This window comes from Synechococcus sp. MIT S1220 (assembly GCF_047303025.1).
In the GTDB taxonomy this organism is placed as follows: Bacteria; Cyanobacteriota; Cyanobacteriia; order PCC-6307; family Cyanobiaceae; genus Parasynechococcus.
Window position 1 is genome coordinate 1,717,997 of the sequence record NZ_CP138939.1, and the last position, 17,292, is coordinate 1,735,288.

General features: G+C 55.4%; 21 protein-coding genes. 13 read left to right on the forward strand and 8 right to left on the reverse strand.

Translation table 11 applies throughout. From position 1 onward, the window contains the following. The first annotated feature begins 55 nt into the window (after positions 1-55). Complete coding sequence (locus SIB64_RS08810) at positions 56-709, forward strand: SOS response-associated peptidase (RefSeq protein ID WP_413439871.1); 654 nt, start codon at positions 56-58, stop codon at positions 707-709. Between the two features lie 49 nt (positions 710-758). Continuing rightward, a complete protein-coding gene (locus SIB64_RS08815; RefSeq protein ID WP_413439873.1) occupies positions 759-1,505 on the forward strand; it encodes an ion channel in 747 nt (248 codons plus the stop codon). On the opposite strand, the gene ribD is transcribed toward SIB64_RS08815, so the two are convergent. Both ribD and SIB64_RS08825 read right to left on the reverse strand, forming a co-directional pair. Beyond that, a complete protein-coding gene (gene ribD / locus SIB64_RS08820; RefSeq protein ID WP_413442952.1) occupies positions 1,484-2,548 on the reverse strand; it encodes a bifunctional diaminohydroxyphosphoribosylaminopyrimidine deaminase/5-amino-6-(5-phosphoribosylamino)uracil reductase RibD in 1,065 nt (354 codons plus the stop codon). The two genes, SIB64_RS08815 and ribD, sit on opposite strands and share 22 nt — an antisense overlap. Beyond that, a complete protein-coding gene (locus SIB64_RS08825) occupies positions 2,548-3,036 on the reverse strand; it encodes a DUF3122 domain-containing protein (protein ID WP_413439874.1) in 489 nt (162 codons plus the stop codon). The genes ribD and SIB64_RS08825 overlap by 1 nt, the downstream gene beginning before the upstream one ends. 797 nt (positions 3,037-3,833) lie before the next feature. On the opposite strand from SIB64_RS08825, the gene SIB64_RS08830 reads away from it, so the two are divergent. The 4 genes from SIB64_RS08830 to cbiB all read left to right on the forward strand — a co-directional run bounded on the left by SIB64_RS08830 (position 3,834) and on the right by cbiB (position 7,525). Continuing rightward, positions 3,834-4,592 carry a helix-turn-helix transcriptional regulator gene (locus tag SIB64_RS08830; RefSeq protein WP_413439875.1) on the forward strand — a complete coding sequence of 253 codons (759 nt, stop codon included), beginning with the start codon at positions 3,834-3,836 and terminating at the stop codon, positions 4,590-4,592. A gap of 191 nt (positions 4,593-4,783) precedes the next feature. Continuing rightward, a complete protein-coding gene (ilvC, locus tag SIB64_RS08835; protein WP_413439876.1) occupies positions 4,784-5,779 on the forward strand; it encodes a ketol-acid reductoisomerase in 996 nt (331 codons plus the stop codon). Positions 5,780-5,792: 13 nt separating this feature from the next. Then, on the forward strand, positions 5,793-6,503 hold the full coding sequence (locus SIB64_RS08840; protein WP_413439877.1) for a hypothetical protein: 711 nt from the start codon (positions 5,793-5,795) through the stop codon (positions 6,501-6,503). Next, positions 6,503-7,525 carry an adenosylcobinamide-phosphate synthase CbiB gene (gene cbiB, locus SIB64_RS08845; RefSeq protein WP_413442953.1) on the forward strand — a complete coding sequence of 341 codons (1,023 nt, stop codon included), beginning with the start codon at positions 6,503-6,505 and terminating at the stop codon, positions 7,523-7,525. The genes SIB64_RS08840 and cbiB overlap by 1 nt, the downstream gene beginning before the upstream one ends. Before the next feature lie 227 nt (positions 7,526-7,752). Here cbiB and SIB64_RS08850 read toward each other — a convergent pair whose 3' ends face one another. Beyond that, positions 7,753-8,511: a sugar transferase gene (locus SIB64_RS08850; protein WP_413439878.1), complete on the reverse strand. Its 759-nt coding sequence runs from the start codon at positions 8,509-8,511 to the stop codon at positions 7,753-7,755. Positions 8,512-8,541: 30 nt separating this feature from the next. Further along, the gene (locus tag SIB64_RS08855) at positions 8,542-9,771 is read right to left on the reverse strand and encodes a glycosyltransferase (RefSeq protein ID WP_413439879.1); all 1,230 of its coding nucleotides are present in this window, start codon (positions 9,769-9,771) and stop codon (positions 8,542-8,544) included. Between the two features lie 62 nt (positions 9,772-9,833). Here SIB64_RS08855 and SIB64_RS08860 point away from each other — a divergent pair, with 62 nt between their 5' ends. The 7 genes from SIB64_RS08860 to larB all read left to right on the forward strand — a co-directional run bounded on the left by SIB64_RS08860 (position 9,834) and on the right by larB (position 14,387). After that, positions 9,834-10,103, forward strand: coding sequence for a hypothetical protein (locus SIB64_RS08860; protein ID WP_413442954.1), 270 nt, complete (start codon positions 9,834-9,836; stop codon positions 10,101-10,103). A 102-nt stretch (positions 10,104-10,205) separates the two neighbouring features. Next, positions 10,206-10,460 (forward strand): hypothetical protein, encoded by a 255-nt coding sequence (locus SIB64_RS08865; protein WP_413439880.1) that lies wholly within the window; start codon positions 10,206-10,208, stop codon positions 10,458-10,460. Between the two features lie 264 nt (positions 10,461-10,724). After that, positions 10,725-11,627: a phytanoyl-CoA dioxygenase family protein gene (locus tag SIB64_RS08870; RefSeq protein ID WP_413439881.1), complete on the forward strand. Its 903-nt coding sequence runs from the start codon at positions 10,725-10,727 to the stop codon at positions 11,625-11,627. A gap of 22 nt (positions 11,628-11,649) precedes the next feature. Next, positions 11,650-12,123 (forward strand): phycobiliprotein lyase, encoded by a 474-nt coding sequence (locus SIB64_RS08875; protein ID WP_413439882.1) that lies wholly within the window; start codon positions 11,650-11,652, stop codon positions 12,121-12,123. A 7-nt stretch (positions 12,124-12,130) separates the two neighbouring features. Further along, entirely contained in the window at positions 12,131-13,336 is a 1,206-nt protein-coding gene (gene trmD / locus SIB64_RS08880) for a tRNA (guanosine(37)-N1)-methyltransferase TrmD (protein WP_413439883.1), read from the forward strand. Further along, entirely contained in the window at positions 13,333-13,734 is a 402-nt protein-coding gene (locus SIB64_RS08885) for a TIGR03792 family protein (RefSeq protein ID WP_413439884.1), read from the forward strand. Before trmD ends, SIB64_RS08885 begins: the two co-directional genes overlap by 4 nt. Then, positions 13,734-14,387 (forward strand): nickel pincer cofactor biosynthesis protein LarB, encoded by a 654-nt coding sequence (gene larB, locus SIB64_RS08890; RefSeq protein ID WP_413439885.1) that lies wholly within the window; start codon positions 13,734-13,736, stop codon positions 14,385-14,387. The genes SIB64_RS08885 and larB overlap by 1 nt, the downstream gene beginning before the upstream one ends. 411 nt (positions 14,388-14,798) lie before the next feature. On the opposite strand, the gene SIB64_RS08895 is transcribed toward larB, so the two are convergent. From SIB64_RS08895 to SIB64_RS08910, 4 genes are all read right to left on the reverse strand, one after another. Further along, the gene (locus SIB64_RS08895) at positions 14,799-14,957 is read right to left on the reverse strand and encodes a hypothetical protein (RefSeq protein ID WP_413439886.1); all 159 of its coding nucleotides are present in this window, start codon (positions 14,955-14,957) and stop codon (positions 14,799-14,801) included. A 93-nt stretch (positions 14,958-15,050) separates the two neighbouring features. Beyond that, complete coding sequence (locus SIB64_RS08900) at positions 15,051-16,001, reverse strand: DUF1517 domain-containing protein (RefSeq protein ID WP_413439887.1); 951 nt, start codon at positions 15,999-16,001, stop codon at positions 15,051-15,053. Positions 16,002-16,010: 9 nt separating this feature from the next. After that, the gene (gene thiS / locus SIB64_RS08905; RefSeq protein ID WP_413439888.1) at positions 16,011-16,229 is read right to left on the reverse strand and encodes a sulfur carrier protein ThiS; all 219 of its coding nucleotides are present in this window, start codon (positions 16,227-16,229) and stop codon (positions 16,011-16,013) included. Continuing rightward, positions 16,226-17,290: a thiamine phosphate synthase gene (locus SIB64_RS08910; RefSeq protein ID WP_413439889.1), complete on the reverse strand. Its 1,065-nt coding sequence runs from the start codon at positions 17,288-17,290 to the stop codon at positions 16,226-16,228. Before SIB64_RS08910 ends, thiS begins: the two co-directional genes overlap by 4 nt. Positions 17,291-17,292 lie beyond the last annotated feature (2 nt).

Genomic DNA, 17,292 nt, shown 5'->3' on the forward strand with positions numbered 1-17,292 from the left:
TCCGGTAGTTGGCTTCACAACAGGTGGGAGAACCGAACGCCCTTATCGTTTGGGGATGTGTGGTCGTTACACGCTCGAGTCCCCCACAGATGTTCTGAGGGAGCGTCTGTCCCCCTGGCTGTCAGATGACGATGAGAGCTGGTTGGCTTTTTACGCACCCCGTTCTCTCGTCTGTCCTTTTGAACCCGTTCTGGTGCTACGGAGGGATCACGGCCGAGATCAATTGGTCCACATGCTGTGGGGATTGCTGCCGAGCTGGGTGAAAGATCCCAGTCGCGGCCCCCGACCGATCAATGCCCGCTCGGAAACTCTCGCTGAGAAACCTAGTTTTCGTGGGCCCTGGCGTCACCACCGCTGCTTGTTGCCCTGTTCTGGCTATCTGGAGAAAAACAACCTGATTCGACGCGAGGATGGCGAACTCTTCTGGCTTGCGGGGCTATGGGATCGATGGATCGGAGCGGACGGCAGTGAAGTTGAGACGTGCTGTGTGATCACCACAGCCGCCAATGCTTTGGTTGCTCCACTTCACGATCGAATGCCAGTCGTGATTCCGCCAGGGCTCGAAGCGGTTTGGTTGGAGCCTGGAGACCATGCTCATCGGCGCAACCTCGAGCCGATGATGGATCCCGGTTCCCCGGCAGGGTGGTCCTGCCTCAGATCTGGAGACCGTCCGATCTCCAAGGGAGGTCAGCAGCTGTCTTTTCTCTGATCGGTTGGCTTGACAGGGCGACTCTCTGGTGGACTCTGGGCTCAGCTGAGTGGCCACGCAACGCTTGCCTCAGATACGACGCCCAATCCTCAAGAGCAGCACCCAGTTGAAATTGCTCCTGGTGCTGACGCTGCTCCTGCTGGCCTGCCTCGCCTTTCCAACCCTGATCCGCGTCAAGTTCTTCCTCTATTCCCTCATCGCACTGCTCTTGACCCAGGTCATGGTCAGGGACAGTGACAATCATGTTTGGTCGAACCGGCTCTACCGCCTGCTTGGAGGTGTTGCGGTCACTGCGATGTGGCTTTGGTTGCTGACTCCATTGGAACTGATTTACAGCGGGGTACCTCTGGCCCTGAGCTGGGGGCTGCTGGTGGCTTGGAGCATCCGGAGACTGATCAGCCGGATCGCCCGGGAGCCCGTGATCAATGAGTCGATGTTGATGGGGGCCATCGCCGGCTATCTCCACCTCGGCTTGACGGCCGGGCTGATCATGGGGGCCATTGAAACCATCCAGCCGGGGAGCTTTGCCCCATTGGATCTGGCAACCGACATGGCCCAATCAGGCACCGTCAATGTGCTGAGCGTTGGTGCGGTGTTTTCCCAGATCACCTATTTCGGTTTCGTTTGCTTAACGACCGTAGGATTCGGTGATATCAGCCCGATGCTGCCGGTCTCCAGGATCGTCAGTGTCTCCACCAGCATCATCGGACCGCTTTACCTGGCGGTCGTTATGGGAATTCTGATCGGTCGTTTCGTCTCCACGATGCAAGCGACTCAACCCTCGAAATGGCTCTGAATCAGAAGGTCCCGATCGAGCCGGGTCATGCGCATGGACGACAGCAATCGGATCTGGTCCATGCTGGAGAACCCGAGCTCTGCCAATGGTGTTTGCGCAGCATTGCCGCCTAGAAGTTTGGGGGCAATCACCGCGGCAATCTCCTGCACACAGCCTTGGCGGATCGCTGCAGTTGAAAGTTCAGGCCCGCATTCCCACAGCACCCGGTTGCATCCCTTCGCAGCCAGGCTTTCCATGAGGTGCTGCGGATCGCAATGGGGTAAGGCCAATCGTTCAGGGCCAACTGGTAGGGATCGGCTTACGCCATCGGGGCCATGGGCCACGAGCGTGGCTGCTGTTGCCGTGTCCCACAGCTGTGCTGAAGAAGGCAGGTCCAGGCTTCTCGACAAAACCACCCGCAACGGCTCCGGTTCCCTTCTCCCACGCGTTGTGAGAAGGGGGTCATCGCTTCGCACCGTCCCTCCTCCCACAATGACGGCATCACACCCGGCCCGTAAGGCATGGACCCAGCGACGGGCTATGGCGCCTGAAATCCACTGGCTCTGACCGTTCGACAGCGCTGTCCTGCCGTCAAGACTCATGGCCCACTTCAACACCCCCCAGGGGCGCCCAGTACGGACCCGATGCAGGAAGGCTCGGTTCTGTTCAGCCGCCTCGGCCCGGAGAACTCCTTGAAGCACCTCCACGCCATGGTCTTTCAAAACAGAGATTCCGTTGCCAGCGACCCGTGGATCCGGATCCTCCAGTGCAATCACAACCCGTTGAATGCCGGCCTTGAGAACGGCCTCTGTGCAGGGGGGAGTTTTGCCGTGGTGGCAGCAGGGCTCGAGGGTCACGATCAGCGTGCCACCGCGAGCGTCTTGTCCGGCCTGAGCGAGAGCTCCCACTTCGGCGTGGGGTCGGCCAGCTTGTGCATGGAATCCCTCCCCGATGAGGGCTCCATTTCGATCGAGAACGACGGCTCCGACAAGTGGATTGGGACTGGTGTGACCATCGGCCAAGGCTGCGAGTTGCAGTGCTCGCCGCATCCATCGCTCCCACATCAGTCCAAGGGCATGGTTTGCAGTGAGCGCCACTCGCCAACCACATAAGGCGGTACGGGAAGCTCGCTGAAAACTCCAGGCAGTTCAAGCCGCAGTGGTCTGTTGTTGCTGAGGTCTTCGAGCAGTGGATCGAGCTCGAATTCGGCGGCTGCCTCCCTGCCATCGTTAACCAGAACCGGGTTCTTGAGGGTGATATCCGCCAATTGCCAGGCGCGCCGACCGGACGCAACGTTCATGTTGGCAGGGTGATCGAGCCTCACCTTTCCTGGATAACCCACGATTCTCAGGACCACTGGTTCTCCAGGAGGTCCTTCGCGGTAAGCCACAGCCTGCCAGCTGTCGTAATCAAGGTCGCGGAGACTCTCAAGGCTGCGGACCATCGCTTTGCCGCTCTCATTTTCGTGTTGATGCACCTGTGCCCAGGCCGAGGTTGGGGTTGAAAGCAGCAGTGCAAAGGCCGTCAGGATGCAACAGATCAGATTTGCCATTGATCTTCCGGTGGCCGAGGAGAACAAGGGTATGCAACAAATCCACTACGCACGGATTAAATCCAAGGGCCAGATGGAGAAGCGTCTTGGGATGTGCCGATTGCCTGGGTGTCTGGATGGCTGCAGGGCCTTGTTGTTAAACAGATTTGTGGGGGTATTTTGACCCTTGATTTGATGATTTGAACAAGGGGTGCGTGGACTTCAGGGCTTCATGTGTGCATCTCGAGAGCATTGAAGTTTAGTGAAAAAATTTTTATGTTTTTCAGCGATTAGGGGGATCTTTTGACCAGATCAAAGGTATCAAATTATTCTTCTATTCGGCATTCGCTTTGCCCTTTAAGCCCGACATTCCAGCGCGTCTTTCATCCCGGAGTGCAGTTGTTCTCCAAAATGTTTTTAGTGTAATCAATGTCAGTGCAACCAATATCAGTGCAATAAGCGGCTGATCGGCAGGCTCTGGTTGCGGAATCCGTTGAGCTGTGATTGGAATTCGCACGGATATGGCAAGGGCATCACAATATGAATGCAAGCCGTTTATTGGTAAAGTCGCCTGATCTTGATATCGCTTTTTCCATCGCATCCCAGGCCGCTGAGTTGATTCGGGGAGCTGGATTGGCGTGGGAAATCGTCCAGTTGACGCCTGGTTTTCTGCAGGGTAGGTTCTCTTTCAAAAAGAGAGAAAGAATTGCGACCATGTCGCTGGAATGTGATCGTTCACTGTTTTTTTGCGGGGAGAGGAATTCAAACTATGTTGGAGTCTGTTTTGACTCTTCAAAGCAGTATGGACAATATATGTGGTGCGAGGACAGCCGGTCGCACCCTTCACGATTTATGGATTCAATGAGAATGTTAAAGATTTTTTTTCTAGGTTAGATGCTGGCGGCAAGATCAATTTTGTTCTATTTGATAAGCCAAGAGTCCTTGCTTTGTCCGCTCTGGAGGGTGGTTGTCACCTCAGTGACGCTCTCAATGCAAGCGATTCCGCCCGGCTTGATCCGGCTTTGTTCAAAACTTTGCAGCACCAGGCCAGTTTTATTGCATCGACTGGTTTGACGCAGTCATCTGATTTCAATTGTGAGTTTCTCGAGGCAGGTTTGCTTGAGTTTTTTGCACCAACGTGTAAGACAAGTCTTAATCCTCTGTCGTCTCATGGTTTCAGAACAGGTTTGATGAATGATTGTATTGGGTGGGGTCTGCAAAATCCACATGATGCCATCACATTGGATCGCCTTTCTTCTCTTCTGTTTGCTTCGCGTACCACGATAAGTCACAGCTGCAGAGAGATTTTTGGACTTGGTCCAATGGCGCTTTTGAAGCAGATTCGTTTACAGCAGGTCCAATGTGCCCTGTCGAATCCTGAACTGCAGGACCGCATTGGTTTGAATAAAGTTCTGGGTATCGCCAGACACTACGGATTTCAAAGTCTCAATCACTTTGCTCGCGATTACAGAACGAGTTTTGGGGAGTCTCCCAGGGAAACAATGGCACGGCTTCATGCCTTGATATTTCCTAATTGTGATCCTTCGTCTGGTTGCTTTGCCGCCATAGACGAATGAATGAGAGGTTCGATGTGATGCTCAATTCTTGGGTTTTCCACGACGTCTGTCGTGCTTTGTCAGACCGAATGATGCGTTTTGATGGGCATCTTGATTTTGCTCTTTAACAGCGATCTCCGGATTGCAGCTCCGGTCTTGATGCGCCAACTGCGTAAGCTCACTGGTTGCACTGCTCATCGCGCACGACCTGGATGGCCCAGCTCTTCTACGATTCAGACGCTGATCTCGGTCTTCTTACTGGAAAGACCGTCGCAATCATCGGCTACGGCTCTCAGGGCCATGCTCATGCCCTGAACCTGAAGGACAGTGGCGTCGATGTGGTCGTCGGGCTGTATGAGGGGAGCCGTTCCGCAGACAAGGCAAAGGCGGACGGCCTTGAGGTGCTCAGTGTCGCTGATGCCTCAGCCAAGGCGGACTGGATCATGGTGTTGCTTCCCGATGAATTTCAGAAAGATGTCTATGCCAAGGAGATCGCTCCACACCTGAGTGCTGGGAAGGTGTTGAGCTTCGCCCACGGATTCAACATTCGCTTTCAGCTCATCAAGCCTCCCGCCGATGTGGATGTCGTGATGATCGCCCCGAAAGGTCCTGGCCACACGGTGCGTTGGGAATACCAGAATGGACAAGGGGTTCCCGCCCTCTTCGCCATTGAACAGGACGCTTCAGGTCGTGCACGCGGCTTGGCGATGGCCTACGCCAAAGGGATCGGGGGGACCCGTGCGGGCATCCTTGAGACCAATTTCAAAGAGGAGACGGAGACAGATTTGTTCGGGGAGCAGGCGGTTCTCTGCGGTGGTTTGTCTGAATTGGTGAAAGCAGGCTTCGAAACCTTGGTCGAAGCTGGATATCAGCCTGAGCTGGCTTACTTCGAGTGCCTCCACGAAGTGAAATTGATCGTGGATCTGATGGTGAAAGGCGGTCTCACGGCCATGCGAGATTCCATTTCAAACACTGCTGAATATGGGGACTACGTCAGTGGTCCACGTTTGATCACGGCCGACACCAAGGCAGAGATGAAGCGTGTCCTTGCTGATATCCAGGATGGAACCTTTGCCAAGAATTTCGTTGCTGAATGCGAAGCCGGTAAGCCTGAAATGAAAAAGATCCGCGATCGCGACGCCGAACATCCGATCGAGAACGTCGGCAAAGGGTTGCGTTCAATGTTCAGTTGGTTGAAGTCCTCCTGAGTTCAACACCGATATGCCGCCCTGGTGGAATCAACGTCGCTGGGGCGGTGCTCAAGCAGGGGCCAGCCTCACGCTGGCCTCCAATTCCAGGCTGCTTAGTGGGATGACGACATCACCACTGATCAACGGCCTGCTTCCGGCAACTACCACGCTTCCAGCCCACCTCCCGCTTCGGCGCCGCTCCACGGGCTTTGGTCTCCAACTGGCCAGTGCCCTTGTGATGATTTGTCTTTGCGTGGCGGCCATCGCCGGATTCAGCACGCGGCGGCCCTGGGGAATGGCCACATTGCTGCTGGCCGCCTTGATGATGACCCTTGGCCAGGATTTGAGTCGGCTGCCATTGCAGCGAGATGTCCTGAGGTCTGGAGGTCTTGAGTTCCGTCAGTTGAGACGTGGAAGTGAACTTTGCGGGGTGGTCGGGTCTCTGTTGACGGGATTGATCGTCTGTCATGCCAGGCCGGGTTGGTTGGCAACGTTTCTGTTCATCCCTGTGGCCTGGTTGGCTGCTTGCTGCGATCTTCAACAGGTCGAGCGAATCACTGACGACGACCCGGCAGCTGGCTGGCAGATCCTGCAACGGTCCGGGGCGATCGGCGGCCTGGTAGGCATCCCGTTGATGGGAGGCTTCGCTCGGCTGCTGGGGCTCCCCTTTGCACTGCCCCTCAATCTCGGCCTGTTTTGCCTGGCTCCGCTGCTGCTCCGATCCCGCCTGCAACGCAGTTGATGGTCTGCGAAACCACATTCTTCGCGGTAATTCTTGCCGCTGTTGTTGATCAATGCATCGGTGATCCTCGCTGGTGCCTTCACCCTGTTGTGGTGATGGGGTGGTGTATCTCACGGTTGCGCTCCATTGCTGAAGCCCTCGCGCAAAACAAGCCGTGGCGCCTTCGTTTCGCAGGTGCTGTGATCACCCTGCTCCTGGTCGGATCCAGTTGCGGATTGGGGTGGTGCATCGAACGCCTTGTGATGTTCAGGGAGCCACCGTTGTTTTGGACTGGTTTCACATTGTTGGTTTTCGGCCTGGCGAGTTGCCTTGCTGCCCGCAGCCTGCGGGAAAGTGTCTTGTCTGTGCTTGTGGCGCTGCCTTCAGCCCAGGACGATGCAAATCTCTCAAGGGCTCGAAACCAGCTCAGCTGGATCGTTGGCAGGGATGTAACGCGATTGGACAGGCAGCAGATTCTGAGGGCTGCAGCGGAAAGTGCCTCGGAAAATGCGGTTGATGGTTTGTTTGCCCCTTTGTTCTGGATGGTTGTTGGAAGTTTGCTTTGGCAATGGTCCGACCTTTTGCCTGGCCCCTTGGCGTTGGCCTGGGGTTTCAAAGCCGCGAGCACCCTTGATTCCATGCTGGGGTATCGGCGAGACCAATTGCTTTGGCTGGGAACAGCCGGGGCGCGACTGGATGACCTGCTTACCTGGTTGCCCTGCCGGCTGGTGATGGTGTCCTTGCCACTGGTCAGTTGTCCGATTTGGACGATGCCAGCTCTTGTTGCCGCTGCAGAGCGTGATGGAGCCATGGACCCCTCTCCCAATGCAGGTCGATCAGAGGCGATTTATGCCCACTGTGCGGGTGTTTCTCTGGGAGGGTTGAACCGGTATTCCGACCATTGGGTTGCAAAACCTCAATTGGCTTCACACCATCCGCCCGCCACAGCTGAATCGGTGCGCCTGATCCTGAATTTGACGGGCCGCCTTGAACTGTTCTGGTTGATGATGGCTGCGTTGATGATGAAATGGTTGCCATGTTGAGAACAAGCCTGGTTCTGATTGCATGTCTTCTGTCTACTGCCCTTGGTGCAGAAGCCAAAACAACACGAACATTCAGCGGTTCGAATCCTGGTGAAGTGGAAAAAAATGCACGTAAAGCTGGTTTCAGCTATCCAGACGGTGAAATGCAGTGCTCCTCTCGATGCACGCAACGTTGGGCTAAGGAATAAAAAGGTCTAATTTCAATATCAAGATGGGTCAAGTTGCCATTAGTACGCCCCGCGATCCATCGGAAGAAGAAGCACTCCGAATGTCCGGAGAATGATCGCGAGATCGAGAGGGAATGATCGTCCGCGGGCATACGCCAAATCAAGCTTGACGCGTTTGCGGTAGCTCAGATTGTTGCGTCCGCTGACCTGCCAGAGGCCCGTCAGACCAGGACGTACGGATGCCACTTCGTCCATATAACTGCCGTACCGATCCAATTCTTTATCCACAATGGGCCTGGGTCCCACAACACTCATCTCGCCTCTCAGCACGTTGAGAAACTGAGGCAGTTCATCAAGGCTGGAGCGTCTCAGAAAACGGCCGATCCAGGTGATGCGAGGGTCGCGCCTTAATTTGAAGTCCCGTTCAAACTCCTGGCGAAGTGCCGCATTTTCGGCAAGAACTTTGTTGAGAACATCATCTGCATCGGCTCTCATCGTCCGGAATTTGATGCAGCCAAAGCGTCGGTAGTTACGTCCGACGCGACGCTGAATGTAGAAAACAGGACCGGGTGAACTTAACTTCACCAGGAGCGCGAGGCTCAGGAGAATCGGCGCTCCTGCACCAAGGACAGCGAGGGACAGCACAATGTCTCCCGATCGCTTCAGCCCTCTGCCCATACGGCTTTGTTGCCCAATCAGAGTGCGGGCGTTGAGGAGAGAGGGTGGCGCCGTTGTCACCGCCAGATGGGGGCGGTAGGAGCCCCGCCCGATGGCGAGACCGGCTGTCTGACGGAGTGATGGCCGGGAGGCCGTCGTCAAGGCTCAATCTGTGTCTCGCCACACTCAACGTCACACAGAGAGTTCTGGCATCTCTCCGGGGTCACTCGCCGCAACGTCACAGCTTTGTTGGTGAGCCGACCAGGCTCGCTGCACCACGGCTTGAAACCGGCGTTTGAACGCTTCCGGACGAAAGCGTTCTGCCCAGATCCTGTTCTGCTCTGCATTAACGTGTGTCCAGAGCATTCGTTCGTGGAACCAGCGCACGGCTTCTGCAATCGATTGCGCCGATTGCTCCCGGAAGAGCAGGCCGGTTGGTGCGTCCACATCGCTCTGAAGACAGCGGACGGTATCAAGCAGTCCCCCCTGGGCGAGCCCGATCACCGGTGCACCGGAAGCCATGGCTTCAACCGGGGCAATGCCGAAGTCCTCAATGCCGGCATAAACGAACGCCCTGCAGGTCGCTAGCAGCGATTCCACCTGTTGCTGGGATTGCCGCCCTAGCAGCGTGACTGTGGGGCCTGCCAACCGCTTCAGCTCTTGGAAGTCCGAGCCATCCCCCACAACGATCAAGGGCAGTCCGAGGTGATTGAACGCTCTGATCACTAGGTCAACACGTTTATAAGGAACAAGTCGGCAAAGGCAGAGATAAAAGTCGTCTCTTGGTTCGTTCCATCGGAACCGTTGCACGTCCACCGGGGGGTGGACCACCACGGATGAACGATTCCAAAACTTTTGAATCCGACGTGCAGTGAATCGGGAATTTGCAATCAGTTGATCGATTCTCTGAGCACTGACGACGTCCCACTGCCGAAGCTTGTGAAGTTGCCAGCGGATGACGGGACCAAGGCCATACCGCGTCAGCGATGAACGTTCTAGGTAGGCATGCATCTGATCCCACGCGTAACGCACCGGCGTGTGGATGTAGCTGATGTGCAGTTGGTCCGGCGCGGTCAGCACTCCCTTGGCAACCAGGTGGCTGCTGCTGATGACAAGTTCTGCCGCCTCGAGGTTGATCTGCTCAATCGCATAAGGGAGCAATGGCAGATATTGCTGCACGTGGCTGACACCCCAGGGCAGGTTTTGAATCCCACTCGTCAGGATGGATCGTCCACACAACCAACTGCTTGATCTGCTGCTTTCGCCCTCCACAAGGGCGACCAGTTGAGGCTGTCTGTTGAGAGCCTGGAAGAGTTGATCAATCGCCTGGACAACCAGTTCCGCTCCACCGGTTGATCGGGGAGTGAACCATTCATGAACAACTGCTACCCGAGTTGGCAGATCGTTTGTTGGAACGATCAAAAAGAATCACCTCGAACGATACAAAGTCTCTCAGCTGATTGCGGCTCACCCATCTCGTCACGATGCTGTTCATCATGGCCAGCACAAGCCTCTCGATCAACGCCCTCCTACAGGACGCTCTCAATGAACCGGATATCGGGATCACCGGACGTTTTCGATGGCATGCAACAGCCATTGGTATTGCAGCTCTCTGGATCGCATCAGCACCGCCTTCGACCCCTCCGTTCGAGGAAGCAATTCAGGAGGGATTGGAAGTAGGGCTAGATCTCAGTCGAGAAGAACGGGAATTTCATCAGGTCCAACAGGGCTTGGTTTTGTTGTTCCACTCCTGACCGGTTTGCCTGTCCTCGATTTGTGGCGTCTGCAGCAGTCCGCCAGTGTTTGTATTTTTTCTCCCGAGGGAGATTGAGGAGTGTGTCTAAACCGGAAGACTGTTGCGTATGACACCTGGCGAACCGGTTCTCTGTTGGACGATCACTTCAGCTCGAACTGAACACATGGGTGATGGTCCGTCCTGTTCGCTGCACCTCTCAACGCTCGATTCCCTCGATTACTGGACCGATGAAGCGATGATGCCGGTGATGCATCCAACCTCGTCAATGGAGTGGGAGCGCTGGAATCGATTGCGGCTGGAAAAGCACGTCTATCAAATGCTCAAAAAAACCAAGATGCGTCGATCCATTGATTGATAATCTTTTGCCTAATCTTTTTGAATTGTTCTGACTGGTCGGTGCTGTTCAAGTATTGCAAAGCTTATTTTGGTTATTTGCGTTGAGATTCTGTGGCCATTTTATGAGGTCAAAATGTGTCCCAATCTTCTATTTGCTTCCCCTTAATCAAAAACTGCCTGTTTTGTGGCCTCGGGCATCGTCCATTTCGCGTGGGTGGGCAACGCACCAAGATCGTTGGCCGACCTTGATCTGAAGGTTCAGGGAGGCCCTTAGCCTGCCTCCATGCTCTCGTTGATTACACGCACCAAGAGTTTCCGAGATCCCTGGGTCGGCCATCCCGTCCTGAACCATCGCTTTCAGTTACACCGCCGCCGGGTTGTGCTGGCGGAAGCGCTTTGTCGGTGGCGGCGTTGGTTGGGCTTCCGCCATCTTCAATCGCTTCAGCGTGATGGCTACTTGGTGGTCCGGGATTTTCTACCGGATGCACTGTTCGAGTCGCTTCGTGGAGAGGTTGAGAACCAGCTCTCTCAGGCATTGATCCGGCATCCAGTTCCTGAAAACAACCGCACTGGCTTTCAACCCAAACAACCGTTCCAGGGAGGTTTCGATCGATTTGACGGCGGTACTCTCAACCGCTTTCTGCATCTCGATCCAACTCACTTCCCTCTTGCATCAGTGGTGTGTCGTGATCAGCGATTCAATCTGTTCAGTCGACAAGTGATCGGGATTCCAATGGACCCGCACAAACTCGATGTTTATCTCACTGTTCATGGGCGTGAATCTCGGACCCCTGATCTTCAAAAGGAGTTGCACCGTGACACCTTTTTTCGAGCACTGAAATTCTGGTATTTCCTCCGACCTGTCAAAGCAGACGACGGACCTTTTGAATATGTACCTGGAAGTCAAACATTGAATCCTGGCCGTCTCCGTTGGGAACAAAGCACGGCAGATTCAGCGATTGCCCATCGCTGCGATCCGGATGTCTCCGGTTCATTCAGGATTCGCGAGGAGGCCCTGGCGGAACTTGGCCTTCCAGCGCCCGTAGCGATCACCTGTCCAGCCAACACTCTTGTCCTGGCGGACGTGTTCGGATTCCATCGGCGTGGTCAGGCTCTACCGGGTCGCGAGCGTCTTGCTCTCTACGGATGGAACCGCCCTTATCCGTTCCTGCCGGTGACGTGGTGAAGTCGGCTGACAGGATGGAGGAATGAGCGATCACCCCTTTCCTCCTGAAGATCCCGCGGCGTTTCTGAGTCTCTGCGCTGGTGAATGGATGAGCCTGAGAAGTCGTTTCGCGCTTTCTGACGGTGACGACGAATGGCATCAGAGTGAACGTGGTGAGGTGACCGTTCGCTTTGAATCATCAGAGTTGGCCTCCCAGCTCGGCGATCTGGTGGTTCAACCCGCTGACGCCCCCCTCAGCCGACTTGAGTTCTGCGCTGATGGCGCTCTGACCTTCAAGCAACAGGGCGATGAACAGCTTGGTCAGTGGCGGTTCTGGACTGATGGCAGTCTGGAACTCACCATTACGAGCCCAGATGGTGTTTTGGTTCAGGAACGGATCTGGTTCACGAGAGTGAACCTTCGATTGAGAAGCACCACAGCCGTTGATGCCGACGGCGCTCCTCGGGAAGGCAGTTTCTGCACAGATATCCGACGCGTTTCCAAGCCTGCAGCCTGAAGCCGTGATGGCTCCTTACCGTCTTGATGTGGTGAGTTTGGCGCCTCAGGCCTTTGAACCACTGACGCAACTTGGAGTGATCGGCCGTGCATTCGCAGCCGGAATTGCTGAACTGCATGTTCACAATCCTCGCGATTTCGCACGCGATCGCTACCGCAAGGTGGACGACGTTCCCTATGGGGGAGGCGCAGGGATGGTGCTCAAACCCGAACCCGTTTTCGCGGCTGTGGAATCAGTGCCTCGGCGAGCTCAGTCGCGAATCGTGCTGATGTCTCCTCAGGGACAGCCGATGCGACAGCAGGATCTCCAGCGCTGGGCAGGCCACCACGATCAGTTGATTCTGCTCTGTGGTCACTACGAGGGGTTTGATGAACGCATACGCTCCCTGGCGGATGAAGAGGTGTCTGTCGGTGATTTCGTCCTCACCGGCGGAGAACTCCCGGCCATGGCATTGATCAATGGAGTGGTACGGCTTCTCCCTGGGACGGTGGGTACGCCCGAATCGCTTGTGGAGGAGAGTCACAGCACTGTCCTTCTTGAGCATCCTCACTACACCAGGCCTGCGGAATTCCGATCAATGTCGGTGCCCAATGTTTTGCGGAGTGGTGATCACGGCGCGATTGCCACCTGGCGTCAGCAACAGCGCGAACTGCGCACAAAGGACCGACGTCCGGATCTCTTTGCCCAGTGGCAGGCCTTAACAATGGAACCGGATTCACATCGCACCATGCAGCTGCGCATTGGAAACGGGTATGACATTCATCGGCTCGTTGCAGGCCGCCCGTTGATTCTTGGCGGGGTAACCCTGATCCATCCCGATGGGTTAGGGCTGGACGGGCACAGTGACGCTGATGTACTGGTGCATGCCGTGATGGATGCTCTGCTCGGTGCACTTTCTTTGGGTGATATTGGGAAGTATTTCCCCCCGACCGACCCGAAATGGAAGGGGGCAGACAGCCTGATGCTGCTTGAGCAGGTGGTTGGTTTGGTGCGCCAGCGGGCGTGGGAGGTGACGAACGTGGATGCTGTTGTGATCGCAGAGCGGCCGAAACTCAAACCTCACATCAAAGCGATGCGTAGCAATATCGCCTCTTGCATCGGTTTGGATCCCGATGCTGTGGGAGTGAAGGCCACCACCAATGAAAAACTCGGGCCGGAGGGGCGTGAGGAGGGCATCAGTTGCCAGGCGGTCGCCTTGCTGAGCCGTTCATGAAACTCGTTTGTGCTGCGTTGTTCGCCATCCTGCTTGTGGTTGCAGGGCCGGTTTTGGCAGACGAGATGGTGATTGAGCAGTTGCGTCTTGCTGTGCAAGCCGATCAGCGCGAGATCTGGTTGGAAGGTGAGCGCCAGACATGGCAACCCTGGCTGGAGAGTCAGCCGGGCTTCCTGGGCAGGGATCTGCTTTGGGATCCGGATCGAGAAGAAGGGCTGTTGTTGATCCGTTGGGCGAGTCGGGAGCAGTGGAAGTCAATTTCGACAGTCACCGTTCAGCAGGTGCAGGACCAGTTCGACGCGATCACAAACAGGGCTCTGGGTCGGCCTGATGGTGCCGGATCAGCCTTCCCTCTGCTGGCGGAAGGTGAGCTGCGGCCCCAGAGACTGAAGGGCTGATGCAGGATCAGGATGCGCGCCTGGACCTCAGCCGTCGTCAGCGTCTTGGCATGGTGGAGGCTGTATGGGGGGAACATAAAACCGTCCAACAGATAGTTGGCGTGCTTCAGAGATTCCGTTCCGTTGATGAACTCGGTTTGGTCACGCGGGTTCAACCAGAGAAGGCAGAAGCGGTGCGCCTCCAACTGCCTGAAGTGGTGGTTCATCCCTACGCCCGTTGTCTCACGCTTGGGCCACTGCCTGCTTCTCCCGCCGGGCCTGCCTCCGTCGCGGTTCTCAGTGGTGGAAGCAGCGATCGAACCGTTGTTGAGGAGACGGCTCTGGCACTTCGATGCCATGGCGTGGGCGTGCAACTGGTGATGGATGTGGGAGTCGCTGGGCTTCATCGATTGCTCGAACAGCTCCCCAAATTGGAAAGCGCGCGCGTCCTGATCGCCTGTGCTGGTATGGAAGGTGCCCTGCCCACAGTCCTGGCTGGCTTGGCGGCGCAACCTGTGATTGGTGTGCCGATTTCAGTTGGGTACGGCGTCAGCCTGGGCGGGCGCGCTGCCTTGGAGGGAATGTTAAGCAGTTGTGCTCCAGGTTTGTTGACCGTCAATATTGACAATGGGTACGGTGCCGCAATGGCAGCGCTTCGGATTTTGCGTTGTTGATGTTAATTCCTATGAAAAAGAAACGATTTTGATGCAACTCCCCAATGTTGTTTGTTGTTGTTGATCTCATCGCAGAATGAAAATAGTTCAAACAGGGTTAAAGTTGATGATGTGATTTTTGCAAATGTCGGGATTGTATAATTTTTAGGTTGAATTTTTGGGTTTATTTGTGTTGAACATCAAAGGAGGTGTGGAATCGATCTAGCAGTGGATAAAAGTTGAGATGGTGTTTGAGCCCAATTCAACTTTTATCGGGGACAATCCTCTGAATTCATGAATTTAAGGCTATCCCCGACAGATCGAAAGAATCCATTTCGTTAAAGAATATACTATAGAATTTTTTTAAGATTATTTGGGTGAATGTTTTTTTTATAAGCTGAAGAGAGGAAGCTGCAATTACTCTTGCAACATTCAGAAATTGTCGTCTTCCCCTCGGCTTAGCCGTCCAAGCTCGGCCCTGGTTTCATCGGCTTCAACGGATTGAAGTCGATGCACCAAGGCCTGCAAATCATTGACTGCTAGCTCGCCATTCTTCTGCCAGTGCATGGAACGGGGATCGGGACCAGACAACGGTTGAAGAAATGCTTGAGTCAAATTTAAGCAATAAACCTGAGAAAAAAGACTTATTCCACGCACAAAATATAAGAAGATATTCTGAAATCTTTAGAGATGTTGAAGGTTTGGGTATGCGGTGATCAGCTCCTCTGAGCTGAGCACGTCTCCGCGTCCTTCTGGTTGCCAAATCACTTCCATGGCCAGCAGGTCAGAGGAGGACGTTGAGCCGAGGATTCTCAGGCTCTGTCGTAAGTCTTCACTTGTGTCAGTGCCGTTCAGAGTGCTGGTCGCGGTCGATGCAACCAAAACGGTGACGACGATGAATTCGTTGGTCGCGTCTGCTTCGCCAACGGAAGAGGCTTTTGATTGATCGTTCAGCCGCTGACCGCCGACATTGGATGTCACCTCGGCAGCCAGTTTGCTGCGTTCGTTCATCGAAAGGCGGTTGAAGGTTGATTCAGCTGAGTGGAACGGAACATCCCCACTTTCAGAGTTTGCATAAACCCAGAGATCAGGCTGTCGAAGCAAGGCAAGGGTGGTTTCTTGCAGCAGTCGTTGCAGTCCGGAATTGGATGAGGTGTCGGATGAAGCAGCAAGGGCGCGAAGATCGTCCTGCAGTTGTTTTGCACTGGCCAACAGGCCAACCTGCAGCTGAATCATCTTGACTTTGCTCGGTGTTGCTGGAACCGCTGGGGTGTACCCGTCGAGGGCTTGCCCGCCGCCAGCACCACGAAATGCATTGACCAGAACTCCGGCGACCGCCATCAAGAGCAGTAAGGGGAGCAGTCCCCCACCACCAAATCCAAAGATGGGGATGATGAATGGGAATCCAAAACCACCTCCGCCACCACGGCGATAACCACCACCGAGAGACCCCCCGCTGGAGCGTGGCATCGACGGGGCTCTGAAACTCCCCCCACCCATTCGGCCACCACGGGCAGCATCAGCGGGATCTGCGTGGAAAAGAGTCAGCCCCATGATCATCAGGGGAAGAAGGATGATTGCGAACAGTCGGCGAGGCCAGGGTGAGAGCTTCAAAGCCGCAGGAGTGTTGTTCATGCTGCAACTTTAGGAACCCCCACCAACGATGGTGACGATCTCAAGTTGGTCGCCGTTTTTCACTTCTTGAGCAGTCCATTTGCCCCGCGGCACGATCAGGCCGTTGTGTTCAACAACCACAAGTGCAGGGTTATGGCTCAGGGCGCGAATAACAGTGTCGATGCAGGCTGGACTCGGTGCAGGATCCAGGTTGCGCTCCTCACCGTTCACGCTCAGGGTCAGGGTCATGAATTCAGGGTCTGTCGGGTCAGAGATCGCATCAGTTCCAAGCCCGCGGTCTTTGGATCCTGCGCTGACATCACAGCTCCGATCACCGCTACCCGCCTGCAGCCCGTCGCGATGACCTCGTGGATGTTCGATGAGGAGATGCCGCCGATGGCGAACATTGGAATTCTGCTAAGAAGTTCGGCCTGCTTCACCAGCTCAGGTCCGACAGCTGCTCTGTCCGCCTTCACGGCGGTGGGAAACACAGGACCGATACCGAGGTAATCACATCCCTCGCCTTGCGCTTGCTCCACTTCTTCCAGGGAATGGGTGCTGCGTCCGATCAATTTCTCCGGTCCGAGCAGCTGACGCGCCACAGCAGTGGAAAGGTCGTCCTGCCCCAGATGAACACCATCGGCATCGAGGGCGAGAGCAAAATCAACTCTGTCGTTGATGATGAAAAGAGCCCCACGCTTTCGGCATTGAGCTTGAACATCAGTGGCTTCTTTGAAGTTCTGCTGATCGCTTCCGTCCTTGCTCCTGTACTGAACCATGGCAATGCCACTGCACAGAGCAGCCTCAAGCTTGCTGGTGAGGTTTGCTCCTGGAGCGGTGATTAGACAAAGGTTGCAGTCCTCCAGACGATTACGGCGTCGATGACCCGTTGTGGCCTGAAGACAAGTCACTTCAAGGTCATAAAGCCCGTAACGGATCGCTGATGCCTCCTTCGCTAGGGAGGCATCGATTGGGCGTGCGAATTCCTCGATCACGCGAAGCGCTTCTTGAACCCGTCCGCAGTTAGCTGCCACGACCTGATCGGGGCTGGAGCGATCCAGCTGCGCAGGATGTTCCAATCCCGTTCCCCTGTCTGTCGATGTGGAGCGGGCCTCCTTGTAGGGGCGGTGATGCAGTCGCCCGAGGCGTTGACGCCAATCCTTGAGGGAGATCACAAGATCTTCCCGTTCAAGTCCGAACCGACACCAGTCCTCAACGACTCTCAGGCCTTCGCGTGCCCGATCCAAATTTGCATCGATCAGACGAAGCACACAGGGATTTGGAGAAGAGTCGCGTTGCATCAATTCCATGG

Coding starts and splice junctions, on each gene's coding strand:
- SIB64_RS08860 (WP_413442954.1), top strand. CDS start 9,834: ATGCTGTTCATCATGGCCAGCACAAGCCTCTCGATCAACGCCCTCCTA.
- ilvC (WP_413439876.1), top strand. CDS start 4,784: ATGGCCCAGCTCTTCTACGATTCAGACGCTGATCTCGGTCTTCTTACT.
- SIB64_RS08810 (WP_413439871.1), top strand. CDS start 56: ATGTGTGGTCGTTACACGCTCGAGTCCCCCACAGATGTTCTGAGGGAG.
- SIB64_RS08900 (WP_413439887.1), bottom strand. CDS start 16,001: ATGAACAACACTCCTGCGGCTTTGAAGCTCTCACCCTGGCCTCGCCGA.
- SIB64_RS08910 (WP_413439889.1), bottom strand. CDS start 17,290: ATGGAATTGATGCAACGCGACTCTTCTCCAAATCCCTGTGTGCTTCGT.
- SIB64_RS08840 (WP_413439877.1), top strand. CDS start 5,793: ATGCCGCCCTGGTGGAATCAACGTCGCTGGGGCGGTGCTCAAGCAGGG.
- thiS (WP_413439888.1), bottom strand. CDS start 16,229: ATGACCCTGACCCTGAGCGTGAACGGTGAGGAGCGCAACCTGGATCCT.
- cbiB (WP_413442953.1), top strand. CDS start 6,503: ATGGTCTGCGAAACCACATTCTTCGCGGTAATTCTTGCCGCTGTTGTT.
- SIB64_RS08885 (WP_413439884.1), top strand. CDS start 13,333: ATGAAACTCGTTTGTGCTGCGTTGTTCGCCATCCTGCTTGTGGTTGCA.
- trmD (WP_413439883.1), top strand. CDS start 12,131: ATGGCTCCTTACCGTCTTGATGTGGTGAGTTTGGCGCCTCAGGCCTTT.
- larB (WP_413439885.1), top strand. CDS start 13,734: ATGCAGGATCAGGATGCGCGCCTGGACCTCAGCCGTCGTCAGCGTCTT.
- SIB64_RS08870 (WP_413439881.1), top strand. CDS start 10,725: ATGCTCTCGTTGATTACACGCACCAAGAGTTTCCGAGATCCCTGGGTC.
- SIB64_RS08875 (WP_413439882.1), top strand. CDS start 11,650: ATGAGCGATCACCCCTTTCCTCCTGAAGATCCCGCGGCGTTTCTGAGT.
- ribD (WP_413442952.1), bottom strand. CDS start 2,548: ATGTGGGAGCGATGGATGCGGCGAGCACTGCAACTCGCAGCCTTGGCC.
- SIB64_RS08825 (WP_413439874.1), bottom strand. CDS start 3,036: ATGGCAAATCTGATCTGTTGCATCCTGACGGCCTTTGCACTGCTGCTT.